Consider the following 14,195-nt stretch of genomic DNA (forward strand, 5'->3'; position numbering starts at 1 on the left):
GACGCTCATTTCAACCATCGAAAAGTGTTTGTTTATTTATTAAACTAATTCAATGATAACCATTGGTGCAGCATCGCCACGACGAGGTTCAGTTTTAAGAATACGAGTGTATCCACCTTGACGTTCGCTGTAACGTGATGCTAAACCATTGAATAATTTTTGTAATGCAGTTTCAACAACGATTCCTTCGCCTTCTTCACGTACATCTGCTACCTCGTTACGAACATATGCAGCTGCTTGACGACGAGCATGTAAATCTCCACGTTTACCTAAAGTAATCATTTTCTCAACAGTTGAGCGGATTTCTTTAGCACGAGCTTCAGTTGTAACGATGCGTTCGTTAATAATTAAGTCAGTTGTCAAGTCACGTAATAACGCTTTACGTTGTGAACTTGTACGTCCTAATTTACGATAAGCCATTTTTTAATATTCCTCCTTCTTAAGAGTTTCTATTAGTCTTCACGACGTAAATCTAAATTTAATTCGATTAATTTGTGTTTAACTTCTTCAAGCGATTTACGACCTAAGTTACGAACTTTGATCATTTCAGCTTCAGATTTATTTGTTAATTCTTGTACAGTATTAATTCCCGCACGTTTTAAGCAGTTATAAGAACGAACTGATAAGTCCAATTCTTCAATAGTCATTTCAAGCATTTTCTCTTTTTGAGTTTCTTCTTTTTCGACCATAATTTCTACTTGGCGAGTTTCATCTGTTAAATTAACAAAAATATTTAAGTGCTCAGTTAAAATACGAGCTGCTAAACTAATTGCTTCTTCTGGAGAGATTGAACCATCTGTCCATACATCAAGCGTTAATTTATCATAAATATTTTTTTGACCAATACGAGTATTTTCGACTTGGTAATTCACTTTACTAATCGGAGTATAAATAGAATCAATTGGGATAACACCAATTGGCATATTATCAGATTTATTATAGTCAGCACGAACATAACCACGACCATTTTTAGCGTTCATACGAACATGGAAGCGATGACCTTCAGCTACTGTACAAATATATAAATCAGGGTTAAGGATTTCGATATCACTATCATGTTTAATATCTCCAGCTGTAACTACAGCAGGACCAACGATATCGATTTCTAACACCTTATCATCTTCGCTAAAAGATTTTAATGCAATTTTTTTAATATTTAAAATGATTGCAGCAACATCTTCTACCACGCCATCTATTGTTGAAAATTCATGTAACACGCCATCCATTTGGATATCTGTTACTGCAGTACCAGGGAGTGACGATAATAGAATACGGCGTAATGAGTTCCCTAATGTAGTACCATAACCGCGTTCAAGTGGCTCAACAACGAATTTACCAAATTTAGCATCTTCGCTGATCTCAATCGTTTCAATTTTTGGTTTTTCAATTTCGATCATTATTTTTTACCCCTTTCAAAACGTACGTACAATGTGCGATTGTCCAACAAAATTCAACAATAACAATCCATTACACACGACGGCGTTTTGGAGGACGACATCCATTATGAGGGATTGGTGTTACGTCACGAATTGCTGTAACTTCTAAACCAGTAGCTTGTAATGAACGAATTGCAGCTTCACGACCTGAACCAGGACCTTTAACTGAAACTTCAACTGTTTTCATACCATGCTCCATTGAACCTTTCGCAGCAGATTCAGCAGCCATTTGAGCAGCAAATGGTGTTGATTTTTTAGAACCTTTAAATCCTAAAGCACCTGCAGAAGACCATGAAACAGCATTTCCATGTACATCTGTAATCATAACAATTGTATTATTAAATGTTGAACGGATGTGAGCTACACCAGATTCAATATTCTTTTTCACGCGGCGTTTGCGTACAACTTTCTTTGCCATGAAGAATTAACCTCCTTCTTCTCTAAATTATTTTTTCTTACCTGCAATAGCCTTAGCTGGGCCTTTACGAGTACGAGCATTGTTTTTAGTATTTTGACCACGAACTGGTAAACCACGACGATGGCGAACACCACGATATGAACCAATTTCCATCAAACGTTTGATGTTTAAGTTCACTTCACGACGTAAGTCACCTTCAATTTTTAGTTTATCCACTTCTGCACGGATACGGTCTAATTCATCATTTGATAAATCACGAACACGAGTATCTTCACTTACATTAGCAGCAGCTAATACTTGTTTAGAAGTCGTAACACCGATACCGTAGATATAGGTTAAAGAAATAACAACACGTTTTTCACGTGGAATATCCACACCTGCAATACGAGCCATACTTTTAAGTACCTCCTTATAAATTATCCTTGACGTTGTTTATGTTTGGGATTTTGACAAATCACCATAACTTTACCATTGCGTTTAATTACTTTACATTTTTCGCAAATTGGTTTTACTGATGCTCTAACTTTCATTTAAGTTCCCTCCTTTATATCATTAACGGAGTCCATTATTTAAAGCGATATGTGATTCTTCCGCGCGTTAAATCGTAAGGTGATAATTCAACCGTTACTTTATCGCCCGGTAAAATCTTAATATAGTGCATCCGGATTTTTCCAGATACATGCGCTAAAACCTCATGACCATTTTCAAGTTCGACCTTGAACATCGCATTTGGTAATGTTTCATTAACAATACCTTCAATTTCAATTACGTCTTCCTTTGCCATGCTTCATCCTCCTCACTTTTAAAAAGTTGTTACGGATTTTACTGACGGACTTCTACCGTTATCTAACTTTCTAATTATACCATTTCAGCTACAATAAATGCAAGATAACAGGTTAAGCTTGGTGCGGTTCGCCCATAATTGATTGAATTGTGTTAAACAAATGATCAATCCCGCTTTCACCATCTACATTATGTAAAACTTCTTTTGCATTGTAGTAGTTTAAGATTGGTTTTGATTGTTCAATATTAATTTGAATACGATTTTCAACAGTTTCAGGTTTGTCATCTTCACGTTGGTAGAAATCGTGTCCTCCACAACGATCACATGTACCTTCTACTTTAGTTGGTTTATTGATTTTGTGATAAGTAGCTCCACAAGTTCTGCAAATGAAACGTCCAGTTAGACGTTGCATTAAAATTTCTGGATTTACATCAATATTGATAACAGCATCAATTTTACGACCTAATTCATCCATAATTTTATCAAGTGCTTCAGCTTGAGCTTGAGTTCTTGGAAAACCATCCAATAAAAATCCGTTTTTAGTATCGTCTGCTTGTAAACGTTCCTTAACAATTCCATTTGTTACTTCATCAGGAACTAATTCACCTTTATCCATGAAAGATTTAGCTTTTAGTCCTAATTCTGTTCCTTGTTGCATTGCTGCACGGAACATATCGCCAGTTGAAATATGTGGAATGTTATAAGTAGCAACAATTTTTTCTGCTTGAGTTCCTTTACCTGCTCCAGGTAAGCCCATTAAAATAATATTCATAATATCTCCTTTACATTGTAGATGAAGAAAAGACAAAACATTCAAAAATATTTTGTCAATCTTCCTCATTACTCTTGGATAAACCCTTTATATTTACGTTTAATTGCGCGGCCTTCAATTTGACGGCTAATTTCAAGTGCAACCCCAACTACGATTAGTAAGTTTGTTCCACCTAACATTAAACCACGTGGTAGGTTCCACAAAGCTGCAGCAATCATTGGTAATAATGAAATACCACCTAAGTAAAGTGCTCCGACTGTACTCAATCTTAAAAGCATTCCAGAAATATAATGTTCTGTTTCTTTACCTGGTCTTACACTTAAGATGTAACCACCTTGTTTTTGTAAGTTTTCCGCAACTTTTTCAGGGTTAACTTGTACAAATGCATAGAAGTAAGTAAATACTACTATTAAAAAGATATATAAACTTGCACCTGCTGGTTTTTGGTAATCAAATATATTTGTTGCAACTTGATACCAACTTTCCTCACTGTATTGACCATGAACAGCACTTAATACAGTTTGAGGTAATGCTATAAACGAACTTGCAAAAATTACTGGAATAACCCCTGCTGAGTTAATTTTCAATGGTAGCCATGAAGCTTCACTAGCCCCTGTTGGACGTTTAGAGTATGAAATTGGTAAACGACGTTGCGCTTGTTCAATATATACTACTAACATTACAACAAGGATAATTGCAACTGCTAAAGCAGCAGTGAATCCGTAAGCTTTATATAACTCTTCATCGGCTTTTCCTTGTAATTGATTGACATAAAATTCATAAATATCATGTGGCATTCGAGCTACAATCCCTGCAAAGATAATAATAGAAACCCCATTACTAATCCCATTAACAGTGATCATATCCCCTAACCATGTAACAAACATTGTTCCTGCAGTTAAAACTAACGCAATCAACAAGTATGTTGAAATTCCAGGATTATTAATTAATCCATAGTTTGCATAAGCATTGAAACCAAATGAAATCGCGAATGCTTGGAAGAATCCAATTACGATTGTTAAATAACGAGTAGCGGTATTTAATTTACGTCGACCAACTTCCCCTTGTTTAGACCATTCTACGAATGTAGGAAGAATATCCATTTGTAATAATTGGACTACGATTGACGCAGTGATGTAAGGCGAAACTCCCATCGAAAAGATTGAGAAGTTCGATAGCGCCCCACCACTAAAAGTATTTAAAATACCAAAGAAACCCGTTGATGCAAATGTTTCAATAGCTGAAGCATTAACACCGGGAACTGTAATATGCGTACCAATTCGGAATACCACTAATACCATTAGTGTATATAAAAGACGTTGTCTAATATCCTTGGTTGTAATCGCATTTTTTAGTAGAGAGAACATTAAATCACCTCTACAGTTCCACCTGCAGCTTCAATTGCTTCTTTTGCTGCTTGAGAGAATTTATTTGCTTTAACAGTTAACTTACGTTCAAGTTTTCCGTTTGCTAATACTTTGATACCGTCTTTCTCGTTTTTAACGATACCAGCCTCAACTAGTACAGCAGCAGTCACTTCTTGTCCATCTTCGAAACGGTTTAATGTTTCTAGATTTACGACTGCGTATTCTTTACGATTGATATTTTGGAAACCACGTTTTGGTAAACGACGGAACAATGGAGTTTGTCCACCTTCGAATCCTAATCTAACGCCACCGCCTGAACGAGCTTTTTGACCTTTGCTACCGCGTCCTGCAGTTTTTCCGTTTCCTGAACCTTGACCTCTACCAACACGGTTACGTTCTTTACGTGAACCTTCAGCTGGTTGTAATTCATGAAGTTTCATGTTTCGGGCACCTCCTCTTATAAGTTGATTAATTAAACTTCCTCAACATCCACTAGATGTGATACTGTGTTAACCATGCCTTTGATAGCATCGTTAGCTGGTTTTACAACTGTTGAACGAATTTTTGTTAAGCCTAATGCTTTACAAGTATCAATTTGGTTTTGAGGACGTCCAATCAAGCTTTTCTTTAAAGTGATCTTTAATTCTGCCATTTTCTATGTCCTCCTATCCTAATAATTCTTCAACTGATTTGCCACGTAATGCAGCAACATCTTCAACACGTTTTAATTGTTTCAAACCTTCGATTGTAGCACGAACCATGTTTACAGGTGTGTTTGAACCTAAAGATTTTGAAGTTACGTCAGCGATACCTGCTAATTCAACAACGGCACGAACTGGTCCACCTGCAGCAACTCCTGAACCGGCTTGAGCTGGTTTTAATAACACATTACCACCGCAGAAACGTCCGATAACTTCGTGAGGAATTGTAGAACCACTTGTTGGTACTTCAATTAAGTTTTTCTTAGCATCTTCGATTGCTTTACGGATAGCTTCTGGTACTTCTTGAGCTTTACCAGTACCGAAACCAACATGTCCATTACGGTCACCTACAACAACTAAAGCAGCAAAACGTAAACGACGTCCACCTTTTACAACTTTTGTAACGCGGTTAATCGCAACTACACGATCTTCTAATTCTAAGTTTCTTGCATCAATATTAACCATGAATTGTGGGTCCTCCTTTTCCTAGAATACTAGTCCATTTTCACGTGCTGCTTCAGCTAAAGCTTTTACACGTCCATGGTATAAGTATCCACCACGGTCAAAGACTACTTTCTTAATATTTTTTTCAAGTCCACGTTCTGCAATTAATTTACCAACTGCAACAGCTTCCTCTGTTTTTGTTCCATTTTCTACATTTGTATCTAAAGTAGAGGCACTTGCTAGCGTCACACCCGCTACGTCATCAATTAGTTGAGCGTAGATGTTTTTGTTAGAACGAAAAACGTTCAAGCGTGGGCACTCAGCAGTACCAGAAATTTTGCGACGAACACGTGCGTGACGGTTTTGACGCACTTTATTTTTGTCTGGTTTTGTAATCACAATTTTCACCTCTTATAATATATTTTTATGCGACTAATAGCGCAACAAAAGGTAAATAATTACGAAAATTATTTACCTGTTTTACCTTCTTTACGACGTACAAATTCATTAACGTAACGAATACCTTTACCTTTATATGGTTCTGGTGGACGTACGCCACGAATGTTAGCAGCTAATTCACCAACTTTTTGTTTGTCATAACCTTTTACGATAACTTTAGTATTTGAAGGAACTTCGATTTCAATTCCTTCTTCCGGTGTGAATTCCACTGGATGAGAATATCCAACGTTTAATACAAGTTTTTTACCTTGTAATTGAGCACGATACCCAACCCCGATTAATTCCAATTCTCTTTGGAATCCTTCAGTAACACCAACAACCATGTTGTTGAATACTGCGCGAGTTGTTCCGTGGATTGTTTTGTTTTCTTTTGAGTCATCTGGACGAGTGAAAACAACTTCACCTTCGTTTTGAACTAATGTGATATTTTGGTTGAATGTATATGATAATTCACCTTTTGGACCTTTAACAGTTACTGTATTGTCCTTTAAGTCGATTGTTACGCCTGCTGGGATAACAACTGGTTTATTTCCGATACGGCTCACTTGGCTGCACCTCCTTGTTTTCTAGATTACCAAACGTATGCTAGAACTTCTCCACCTACGTTTTTAGCTCTTGCTTCTTTGTCTGTAATAACACCTTCAGATGTTGATACGATAGCGATACCTAAACCGTTTAATACTTTAGGAACTTCGCCTGTTTTAGCGTACACACGTAAACCAGGTTTAGAAATACGTTTCAATCCTGTGATTACACGTTCGTTATTTTTTCCATATTTCAAGAATACTTTCATGACACCTTGCTTGCCATCTTCTTCAACTGTGAAGTCTTTGATAAATCCTTCAGATTTTAAGATGTTAGCAATAGCCACTTTCATATTTGATGACGGAACTTCTAAAGATTCGTGACGAACCATGTTCGCATTACGAATACGAGTTAAGAAATCCGCGATTGGATCTGTCATAACCATTAATGAGTACCTCCTTTATCAAGTAGTAATGATTACCAACTTGCTTTCTTCATTCCTGGGATTTGCCCTTTATAGGCAAGCTCACGTAAACAAATACGGCAAAGTTTGAATTTACGATAAACTGAATGTGGTCGACCACAACGTTCACAACGAGTATATTCTTGTGTTGAATATTTTTTTGGACGTTTGTTCTTTGCGATCATTGATTTTTTAGCCAAACTACTCGCCTCCTGTGAGTTTTATTTTATTTTTGGAAAGGCATTCCAAGTTGAGTTAATAATTCTTTAGCTTCTTCGTCTGATTTAGCTGTAGTTACGATAACGATATCCATACCACGTACTTTGTCTACGCGATCGTAGTCAATTTCAGGGAAGATTAATTGTTCTTTCACACCTAAAGTGTAGTTTCCACGTCCGTCAAATGATTTTTTAGAGATTCCACGGAAGTCACGTACACGAGGTAATGAAACTGTTACTAATTTATCTAAGAAATCATACATACGTTCACCACGTAAAGTAACTTTAGTACCGATAGGCATACCTTCACGTAAACGGAAACCAGCGATTGATTTTTTAGCTGTAGTAACAACTGGTTTTTGACCAGAAATTAATGTTAATTCTTCAACTGCTTTTTCTAAGTTTTTAGCGTTTGATGTTGCATCACCAACACCCATGTTGATAACGATTTTTTCTACTTTAGGTACTTCCATAATTGATTTGTAGTTAAACTTTTCCATTAAAGAAGCTACCACTTCGTTTTTGTATTTTGCATTTAAGCGATTCATGCAGGATGGTCCTCCTTCCTAAAATTACTTATCTAGTACTTCGCCTGTGCGTTTAGACACGCGAACTTTTTTACCATTTTCAACCTTGTAGCTAACACGTGTAGCTGCACCTGTTGAAGGGTCAATTAGCATTACGTTTGAAACATGAATTGGTGCTTCCATTTCAACTACGCCGCCTGTTTGGTTAGCTTGAGATGGTTTTTGATGTTTCTTAACAATGTTCACACCTTCAACAAGAACTCGGTTTTGTTTTGGAAAACTTTTTAGGATTACTCCTTCTTTTCCTTTGTATTTACCTGAGATTACTTTAACTTTATCACCAGTTTTTACGTGCATGTGTTACACCTCCTTCGATTTTGATGAGAATTATAATACTTCTGGAGCTAATGAAACGATCTTCATATAGTTGTTATCACGTAATTCACGTGCAACTGGTCCAAAGATACGTGTTCCACGAGGGCTCTTGTCATCACGAATGATTACACATGCGTTTTCGTCGAATTTAATGTAAGAACCGTCTTTACGACGAGCTCCTGATTTCGTACGAACGATTACAGCTTTAACAACGTCACCTTTTTTAACAACCCCACCTGGTGTTGCTTGTTTAACAGATGCAACGATTACGTCACCGATGTTAGCTGTTTTGCGGCCAGATCCGCCTAGAACTCTAATTGTCAATACTTCACGAGCGCCTGAGTTGTCAGCCACTTTTAAACGAGTTTCTGTTTGAATCACTATTGGTTCCTCCTTTCAAATGTATACACAATTTGAAATTAAATAATTACTGCTTCTTCAACAATCTCAACTAAACGGAAACGTTTTGTTGCTGACAATGGACGAGTTTCCATGATCTTAACAATATCACCGATTTTAGCTGAGTTATTTTCATCATGAGCTACAAATTTTTTCGTATATTTAACGCGTTTTCCGTAAGTTTTGTGACGTTTGTAAGTTTCAATAGCAACTACAATAGTCTTTTCCATCTTATCTGAAACAACGCGACCTTGATACACTTTACGTTGGTTACGTTCTACAGTCATGTTCATTGCCTCCTTTGCTGATGATTATTTTTGCAATTCTTCTTGACGCAATGCAGTCTTGATACGCGCAATTTGTTTACGTACTTCACGAATGCGTGCTGTACCTTCTAATTGACCAGTAGCAAGTTGGAATCGTAAGTTGAATAGTTCTTGCTTTAATTCTTTTTCTTTTTCAACAAGTTCAGCAGTGGATAACCCTTTAAGTTCTTTTCTAAGTGCATTAACCTTCATTCGATTCACCACCATTTTCTTCGCGTTTCACAAATTTTGTTTTAACTGGCAATTTGTGTGATGCCAAACGTAAAGCTTCACGAGCTACTTCTTCTGAAACTCCAGCAATTTCAAACATGATTTTACCACGTTTAACTGGTGCTACCCAACCTTCAGGTGCCCCTTTACCAGAACCCATACGTACCCCGATAGCTTTAGCTGTGTATGATTTGTGAGGGAAAATTTTAATCCATACTTTCCCACCACGTTTCATATAACGAGTCATTGCAATACGAGCTGCTTCGATTTGACGGTTTGTAATCCAGTGAGATTCTGTTGCTTGTAAACCGTATGTACCGAATACTACTTCTTTACCACCTTTAGCTTCCCCGCGCATTTTTCCACGGAATTCACGACGGTGTTTTACACGTTTTGGTACTAACATGTTTATTTCCCTCCTTTCTCAGAGTTGTTGTTCTTTCTTGTTGGTAATACTTCGTCACGGTAAATCCAAGTTTTAACACCTAATTTTCCGTAAGTAGTATCTGCTTCTTCCCAAGCGTAGTCAATATCTGCACGTAATGTGTGTAATGGAACTGTTCCTTCAGAATAGCTTTCTGAACGAGCGATATCTGCACCGTTTAAACGACCTGATACCATTGTTTTAATTCCTTTAGCACCTGCACGCATTGTACGTTGGATAGCTTGTTTTTGTGCACGACGGAAAGCGATACGACGTTCTAAGTCGCGAGCAATTCCTTCAGCAACTAATTTTGCATCTAAATCAGGTTTTTTGATTTCCACGATGTTGATGTGTACTTTTTTACCTGTTAATTTGTTTAAGTTTGTACGTAATTTATCAACTTCAGATCCACCTTTACCGATAACCATACCAGGTTTTGCAGTGTGGATTGAAACATTAACGCGGTTAGCTGCACGTTCAACTTCAATTGTTGAAACGCTAGCATCGCTTAATTGTTTACGGATATAATCACGGATTTTTAAATCTTCATGCAAGAATTCTGCGAAATCTTTTTCTGCGTACCATTTTGAATCCCAGTCACGGATGATTCCGACACGCATTCCAATTGGATGAATTTTTTGACCCACTGATTATCCCTCCTTCTTCTCTGATACCACTACAGTGATGTGGCTTGTGCGTTTTAAGATTTGTGAAGCTGAACCTTTAGCACGTGGACGGAAACGTTTCATTGTTGGTCCTTCGTTCACGTATGCTTCACTTACATATAAGTTTTCAACATCTAAGTCGAAATTGTGTTCAGCATTTGCAATTGCAGACATCAACACTTTCTCTACGATTGGTGAAGCTGCACGTGGTGTGAATTTCAAGATTGAAATTGCATCACCGATTTTTTTACCTCTAATTAGATCGACAACAAGACGAGCTTTACGAGGTGCAATACGAACTGTTTTAGCAACTGCTTTTGCAGATGTGATTTGTTCTGACATAGTTTAAGTCCTCCCCTCGTTATTTACGTTTACTCTTCTTATCATCATTTGCATGACCACGGTAAGTTCTTGTTGGTGCGAATTCACCTAGTTTGTGTCCTACCATGTCTTCTTGAATATAAACTGGAACATGTTTTCTGCCGTCATATACAGCAATTGTTTGTCCAACAAAGTTTGGGAAAATTGTTGAACGACGAGACCAAGTTTTGATCACTACTTTTTTGTCGCTTCCTTGAGCTGCTTCAACCTTTTTCATCAAATGTTCATCGACGAAAGGTCCTTTTTTCAAACTACGACCCATTATGGAAATCCTCCTTCCAAAATTTTAATAGAATCAGATTTGTTTTAATAATTATTTTTTACGACCACGAACAATAAGTTTGTTTGAACGAGCTTTCTTGCTGCGAGTCTTGTATCCAAGAGCTGGTTTACCCCATGGAGATACTGGTGTTGGACGTCCGATTGGAGCACGACCTTCACCACCACCGTGTGGGTGATCGTTAGGGTTCATTACAGATCCACGAACTTCTGGACGTTTACGTTTCCAACGAGCACGACCAGCTTTACCAATGTTAATTAATTCATGTTGTTCGTTACCAACAGTACCGATTGTTGCACGGCAAGTTGCTAAAATCATACGAACTTCACCTGAGTTCAAACGAACTAAAGTGTATTTACCTTCTTGACCAAGTACTTGTGCACTTGTACCAGCTGAACGAACTAATTGTCCGCCTTTACCTGGTTTTGTTTCAATGTTGTGGATAACAGTACCGACTGGAATGCTTCCTAATGGTAATGCATTACCAACTTTGATATCAGCATTAACGCCTGATTCGATACGTTGTCCTACTTGTAAACCTTTTGGAGCAATGATATATGCTTTCACACCATCAACATAGTGAATTAAAGCAATGTTTGCTGAACGGTTTGGATCGTACTCGATTGAGTGAACAACTCCTTCAACGTTATCTTTGTTACGTTTGAAGTCAATCACACGATAAGCACGTTTGTGTCCGCCACCTTGGTGACGTACAGTAATTTTACCTTGGCTGTTACGACCAGCGTTGTTTTTTGATGATTCTAACAAAGTTTTTTCTGGTGTTGACTTTGTAATTTCGCTGAAATCATAACCTGTCATATTACGACGGCCGTTTGAGGTTGGATTATATTTTTTAATCGCCACGTCTAATTCCTCCTATATAATAGTAGTTTTGCTTCGAAGATTATGCTTCTTCAGCGAAGATTTGAATATCTTTTGAGTCTTTTGTAAGCTTCACGATTGCTTTACGACGTTTGTTTGTGTAACCAGCATAGCGGCCAACACGTTTGAATTTAGCACGTACATTTAAGATGTTAACTTTTTCTACTTTAACACCAAAAATTTCTTCTACGGCTTGACGTACTTCGATTTTGTTTGCGCGTACGTCTACTTCGAAAGTATATTTCTTTTCGTCAGTAGCAAGCATTGAAGCTTCAGTAATGATTGGGCGTTTGATTACGTCACGTGCATCCATTATTGAAGTCCCTCCTCTACTTTAGAAAGAGCAGCTTGTGTTAATACTAATTTATCGTTGTTTACAACATCTAAAACAGTAACTTGTGTTTCATCAACAACTGTTACGTTTGGAATGTTACGTGCAGCTAATTGTGCGAATTCGTTTGAAGACTCAACAACTACTAACACTTTTGTGTCAACTTTTAAGTTAGCTAATACTTGTGCAAACTCTTTTGTTTTTGGTGCGTCGAATTGTAATGCTTCCACTACAACAAGCTTTTGATCTAATACTTTTTGTGATAATACTGATTTAATCGCTAAGCGACGTACTTTTCTTGGTAATTTGTAACTATATGAACGAGGTGTTGGTCCGAATACAATACCTCCGCCACGCCATTGTGGTGAACGGATTGATCCTTGACGAGCACGACCAGTTCCTTTTTGTCGCCATGGTTTACGGCCGCCTCCGCTTACTGCACTACGGTTTTTAACTGCGTGAGTTCCTTGACGTAATGAAGCGCGTTGCATGATTACTGCGTCGAATACTACATTTTCATTTGGTTCAATTCCGAAGATGTCTGAGTTTAACTCAATTTCTCCATTTTTTGTTCCATCTTGTTTGTATAATGTAACTTTTGTCATTCTCTCGTTCCTCCTTCCTTACTGAATTATTTTGATTTAATAGCTGTTTTAATTTCTACTAATGATTTTTTAGATCCTGGTACATTACCTTTGATTAAGATAACGTTACGTTCTGCATCAACTTTAACCACTTCAAGGTTTTGAATAGTGATACGGTTGCCACCCATTTGTCCAGGTAAAGCTTTACCTTTGAATACGCGTGATGGGAATGATGCTCCACCCATTGAACCAGGACGACGGTGGTAACGAGAACCGTGAGCCATTGGTCCACGAGATTGACCATGACGTTTAATCGCACCTTGGAAACCTTTTCCTTTAGATGTTCCTGTTACGTCAACGATGTCACCTGCTTTAAATACATCCACAGTGATTTCTTGTCCTACTTCGTACTCGCTAAGCTCGACATTGTTGAATTCACGAATGAAGCGCTTAGGAGTAGCATTTGCTTTTGCTACATGACCTTTTGCAGGGCGATTTGATAAAACTTCACGTAAGTCGTCGAAACCTAATTGAACAGCTTCGTAACCGTCGTTTTCGATTGTTTTTAATTGAAGAACAACGTTTGGAGTTACTTCTACAACTGTTACAGGAATAAGTTCACCTGCTTCTGTAAAGTATTGAGTCATCCCTACTTTTTTGCCTAAGATTCCTTTGGTCATGGTTACACCTCCATTTTTCTATAAATTATAATTTGATTTCGATGTCAACGCCACTTGGTAAATCAAGTTTCATTAAGGCATCAACTGTTTTTGGTGTTGGATTGACAATGTCAATCAAACGTTTGTGAGTACGCATTTCAAATTGTTCGCGAGAATCTTTATATTTGTGAGTCGCACGAATAACTGTATATAGCGATCTTTCTGTAGGCAATGGAATTGGACCAGCTACGCTAGCACCAGTTCTTTTTGCTGTTTCTACGATTTTTTCCGCTGATTGATCAAGCGCACGGTGTTCGTAAGCTTTCAAACGGATACGGATTTTTTGTTTTGCCATTTTCTTTCCTCCTTCGTCTAATGTTGTCATAAGACTAGCTCCACGCGAATTTCCGACGTTTCCCTTTCGTGGCAAAGCGTCCGGGTGTGTCGCAACCTCTCGTTTCATAGCTACCCCTGTTTCCTTTACAGGGGGTATCGCACGTGGACATACTTATCCCCTGCGACACTTTTAATAGTATACATGCTAATTTGAAAAAATGCAAGCTTT

The 14,195-nt window shown here is 37.7% G+C and carries 29 protein-coding genes; all 29 read right to left on the minus strand.

Annotated features, from left to right (window positions below):
- Positions 1-39: 39 nt before the first annotated feature.
- The 29 genes from rplQ to rpsJ all read right to left on the minus strand — a co-directional run bounded on the left by rplQ (position 40) and on the right by rpsJ (position 13,985).
- The gene (rplQ, locus tag HMPREF0446_RS06520) at positions 40-420 is read right to left on the minus strand and encodes a 50S ribosomal protein L17 (protein WP_006703294.1); all 381 of its coding nucleotides are present in this window, start codon (positions 418-420) and stop codon (positions 40-42) included.
- A gap of 32 nt (positions 421-452) precedes the next feature.
- Positions 453-1,397, minus strand: a complete 945-nt coding sequence (locus tag HMPREF0446_RS06525) for a DNA-directed RNA polymerase subunit alpha (protein ID WP_006703293.1) — start codon at positions 1,395-1,397, stop codon at positions 453-455.
- A gap of 70 nt (positions 1,398-1,467) precedes the next feature.
- Positions 1,468-1,854 carry a 30S ribosomal protein S11 gene (gene rpsK / locus HMPREF0446_RS06530; protein WP_005607440.1) on the minus strand — a complete coding sequence of 129 codons (387 nt, stop codon included), beginning with the start codon at positions 1,852-1,854 and terminating at the stop codon, positions 1,468-1,470.
- A 27-nt stretch (positions 1,855-1,881) separates the two neighbouring features.
- The gene (gene rpsM, locus HMPREF0446_RS06535) at positions 1,882-2,247 is read right to left on the minus strand and encodes a 30S ribosomal protein S13 (protein WP_006703292.1); all 366 of its coding nucleotides are present in this window, start codon (positions 2,245-2,247) and stop codon (positions 1,882-1,884) included.
- A 23-nt stretch (positions 2,248-2,270) separates the two neighbouring features.
- Positions 2,271-2,384: a 50S ribosomal protein L36 gene (rpmJ, locus tag HMPREF0446_RS06540; protein ID WP_005607444.1), complete on the minus strand. Its 114-nt coding sequence runs from the start codon at positions 2,382-2,384 to the stop codon at positions 2,271-2,273.
- Between the two features lie 35 nt (positions 2,385-2,419).
- Positions 2,420-2,638 carry a translation initiation factor IF-1 gene (infA, locus tag HMPREF0446_RS06545; RefSeq protein WP_005607446.1) on the minus strand — a complete coding sequence of 73 codons (219 nt, stop codon included), beginning with the start codon at positions 2,636-2,638 and terminating at the stop codon, positions 2,420-2,422.
- Between the two features lie 112 nt (positions 2,639-2,750).
- Positions 2,751-3,410: an adenylate kinase gene (locus tag HMPREF0446_RS06550; protein ID WP_006703291.1), complete on the minus strand. Its 660-nt coding sequence runs from the start codon at positions 3,408-3,410 to the stop codon at positions 2,751-2,753.
- A gap of 68 nt (positions 3,411-3,478) precedes the next feature.
- The gene (secY, locus tag HMPREF0446_RS06555) at positions 3,479-4,777 is read right to left on the minus strand and encodes a preprotein translocase subunit SecY (RefSeq protein ID WP_006703290.1); all 1,299 of its coding nucleotides are present in this window, start codon (positions 4,775-4,777) and stop codon (positions 3,479-3,481) included.
- Positions 4,777-5,217 (minus strand): 50S ribosomal protein L15, encoded by a 441-nt coding sequence (rplO, locus tag HMPREF0446_RS06560; protein ID WP_006703289.1) that lies wholly within the window; start codon positions 5,215-5,217, stop codon positions 4,777-4,779. The genes secY and rplO overlap by 1 nt, the downstream gene beginning before the upstream one ends.
- A 32-nt stretch (positions 5,218-5,249) precedes the next feature.
- Positions 5,250-5,429 (minus strand): 50S ribosomal protein L30, encoded by a 180-nt coding sequence (rpmD, locus tag HMPREF0446_RS06565; RefSeq protein ID WP_006703288.1) that lies wholly within the window; start codon positions 5,427-5,429, stop codon positions 5,250-5,252.
- 13 nt (positions 5,430-5,442) lie between these two features.
- Positions 5,443-5,943, minus strand: a complete 501-nt coding sequence (gene rpsE / locus HMPREF0446_RS06570) for a 30S ribosomal protein S5 (RefSeq protein ID WP_006703287.1) — start codon at positions 5,941-5,943, stop codon at positions 5,443-5,445.
- Between the two features lie 21 nt (positions 5,944-5,964).
- The gene (gene rplR, locus HMPREF0446_RS06575) at positions 5,965-6,330 is read right to left on the minus strand and encodes a 50S ribosomal protein L18 (protein ID WP_040507629.1); all 366 of its coding nucleotides are present in this window, start codon (positions 6,328-6,330) and stop codon (positions 5,965-5,967) included.
- Between the two features lie 59 nt (positions 6,331-6,389).
- Complete coding sequence (gene rplF / locus HMPREF0446_RS06580) at positions 6,390-6,926, minus strand: 50S ribosomal protein L6 (protein WP_006703285.1); 537 nt, start codon at positions 6,924-6,926, stop codon at positions 6,390-6,392.
- A gap of 26 nt (positions 6,927-6,952) precedes the next feature.
- Positions 6,953-7,351 (minus strand): 30S ribosomal protein S8, encoded by a 399-nt coding sequence (gene rpsH, locus HMPREF0446_RS06585; protein ID WP_006703284.1) that lies wholly within the window; start codon positions 7,349-7,351, stop codon positions 6,953-6,955.
- 32 nt (positions 7,352-7,383) lie between these two features.
- Positions 7,384-7,569 (minus strand): type Z 30S ribosomal protein S14, encoded by a 186-nt coding sequence (locus HMPREF0446_RS06590; RefSeq protein ID WP_005607459.1) that lies wholly within the window; start codon positions 7,567-7,569, stop codon positions 7,384-7,386.
- 26 nt (positions 7,570-7,595) lie between these two features.
- The gene (gene rplE, locus HMPREF0446_RS06595) at positions 7,596-8,135 is read right to left on the minus strand and encodes a 50S ribosomal protein L5 (RefSeq protein WP_006703283.1); all 540 of its coding nucleotides are present in this window, start codon (positions 8,133-8,135) and stop codon (positions 7,596-7,598) included.
- Positions 8,136-8,159: 24 nt separating this feature from the next.
- The gene (gene rplX, locus HMPREF0446_RS06600) at positions 8,160-8,471 is read right to left on the minus strand and encodes a 50S ribosomal protein L24 (protein WP_006703282.1); all 312 of its coding nucleotides are present in this window, start codon (positions 8,469-8,471) and stop codon (positions 8,160-8,162) included.
- A 30-nt stretch (positions 8,472-8,501) separates the two neighbouring features.
- On the minus strand, positions 8,502-8,870 hold the full coding sequence (rplN, locus tag HMPREF0446_RS06605) for a 50S ribosomal protein L14 (RefSeq protein ID WP_005607465.1): 369 nt from the start codon (positions 8,868-8,870) through the stop codon (positions 8,502-8,504).
- Positions 8,871-8,908: 38 nt separating this feature from the next.
- Positions 8,909-9,175: a 30S ribosomal protein S17 gene (gene rpsQ / locus HMPREF0446_RS06610; RefSeq protein ID WP_006703281.1), complete on the minus strand. Its 267-nt coding sequence runs from the start codon at positions 9,173-9,175 to the stop codon at positions 8,909-8,911.
- Positions 9,176-9,199: 24 nt separating this feature from the next.
- Positions 9,200-9,406 (minus strand): 50S ribosomal protein L29, encoded by a 207-nt coding sequence (gene rpmC, locus HMPREF0446_RS06615; protein ID WP_006703280.1) that lies wholly within the window; start codon positions 9,404-9,406, stop codon positions 9,200-9,202.
- Complete coding sequence (gene rplP, locus HMPREF0446_RS06620; RefSeq protein WP_006703278.1) at positions 9,396-9,830, minus strand: 50S ribosomal protein L16; 435 nt, start codon at positions 9,828-9,830, stop codon at positions 9,396-9,398. Before rplP ends, rpmC begins: the two co-directional genes overlap by 11 nt.
- A 2-nt stretch (positions 9,831-9,832) precedes the next feature.
- The gene (gene rpsC, locus HMPREF0446_RS06625) at positions 9,833-10,495 is read right to left on the minus strand and encodes a 30S ribosomal protein S3 (RefSeq protein WP_006703277.1); all 663 of its coding nucleotides are present in this window, start codon (positions 10,493-10,495) and stop codon (positions 9,833-9,835) included.
- A 3-nt stretch (positions 10,496-10,498) separates the two neighbouring features.
- Positions 10,499-10,855 carry a 50S ribosomal protein L22 gene (rplV, locus tag HMPREF0446_RS06630; RefSeq protein ID WP_006703275.1) on the minus strand — a complete coding sequence of 119 codons (357 nt, stop codon included), beginning with the start codon at positions 10,853-10,855 and terminating at the stop codon, positions 10,499-10,501.
- Positions 10,856-10,874: 19 nt separating this feature from the next.
- Positions 10,875-11,156 (minus strand): 30S ribosomal protein S19, encoded by a 282-nt coding sequence (rpsS, locus tag HMPREF0446_RS06635; RefSeq protein WP_006703273.1) that lies wholly within the window; start codon positions 11,154-11,156, stop codon positions 10,875-10,877.
- Positions 11,157-11,207: 51 nt separating this feature from the next.
- A complete protein-coding gene (rplB, locus tag HMPREF0446_RS06640) occupies positions 11,208-12,038 on the minus strand; it encodes a 50S ribosomal protein L2 (protein WP_006703271.1) in 831 nt (276 codons plus the stop codon).
- A 40-nt stretch (positions 12,039-12,078) separates the two neighbouring features.
- On the minus strand, positions 12,079-12,369 hold the full coding sequence (rplW, locus tag HMPREF0446_RS06645; protein ID WP_006703269.1) for a 50S ribosomal protein L23: 291 nt from the start codon (positions 12,367-12,369) through the stop codon (positions 12,079-12,081).
- On the minus strand, positions 12,369-12,992 hold the full coding sequence (rplD, locus tag HMPREF0446_RS06650) for a 50S ribosomal protein L4 (RefSeq protein ID WP_006703268.1): 624 nt from the start codon (positions 12,990-12,992) through the stop codon (positions 12,369-12,371). Before rplD ends, rplW begins: the two co-directional genes overlap by 1 nt.
- Positions 12,993-13,018: 26 nt before the next feature.
- Positions 13,019-13,651, minus strand: coding sequence for a 50S ribosomal protein L3 (gene rplC / locus HMPREF0446_RS06655; protein WP_006703267.1), 633 nt, complete (start codon positions 13,649-13,651; stop codon positions 13,019-13,021).
- A 25-nt stretch (positions 13,652-13,676) separates the two neighbouring features.
- Positions 13,677-13,985 carry a 30S ribosomal protein S10 gene (gene rpsJ, locus HMPREF0446_RS06660; protein ID WP_039849279.1) on the minus strand — a complete coding sequence of 103 codons (309 nt, stop codon included), beginning with the start codon at positions 13,983-13,985 and terminating at the stop codon, positions 13,677-13,679.
- Positions 13,986-14,195 lie beyond the last annotated feature (210 nt).

This window comes from Granulicatella elegans ATCC 700633 (assembly GCF_000162475.2).
GTDB classification, from domain to species: Bacteria; Bacillota; Bacilli; order Lactobacillales; family Aerococcaceae; genus Granulicatella; species Granulicatella elegans.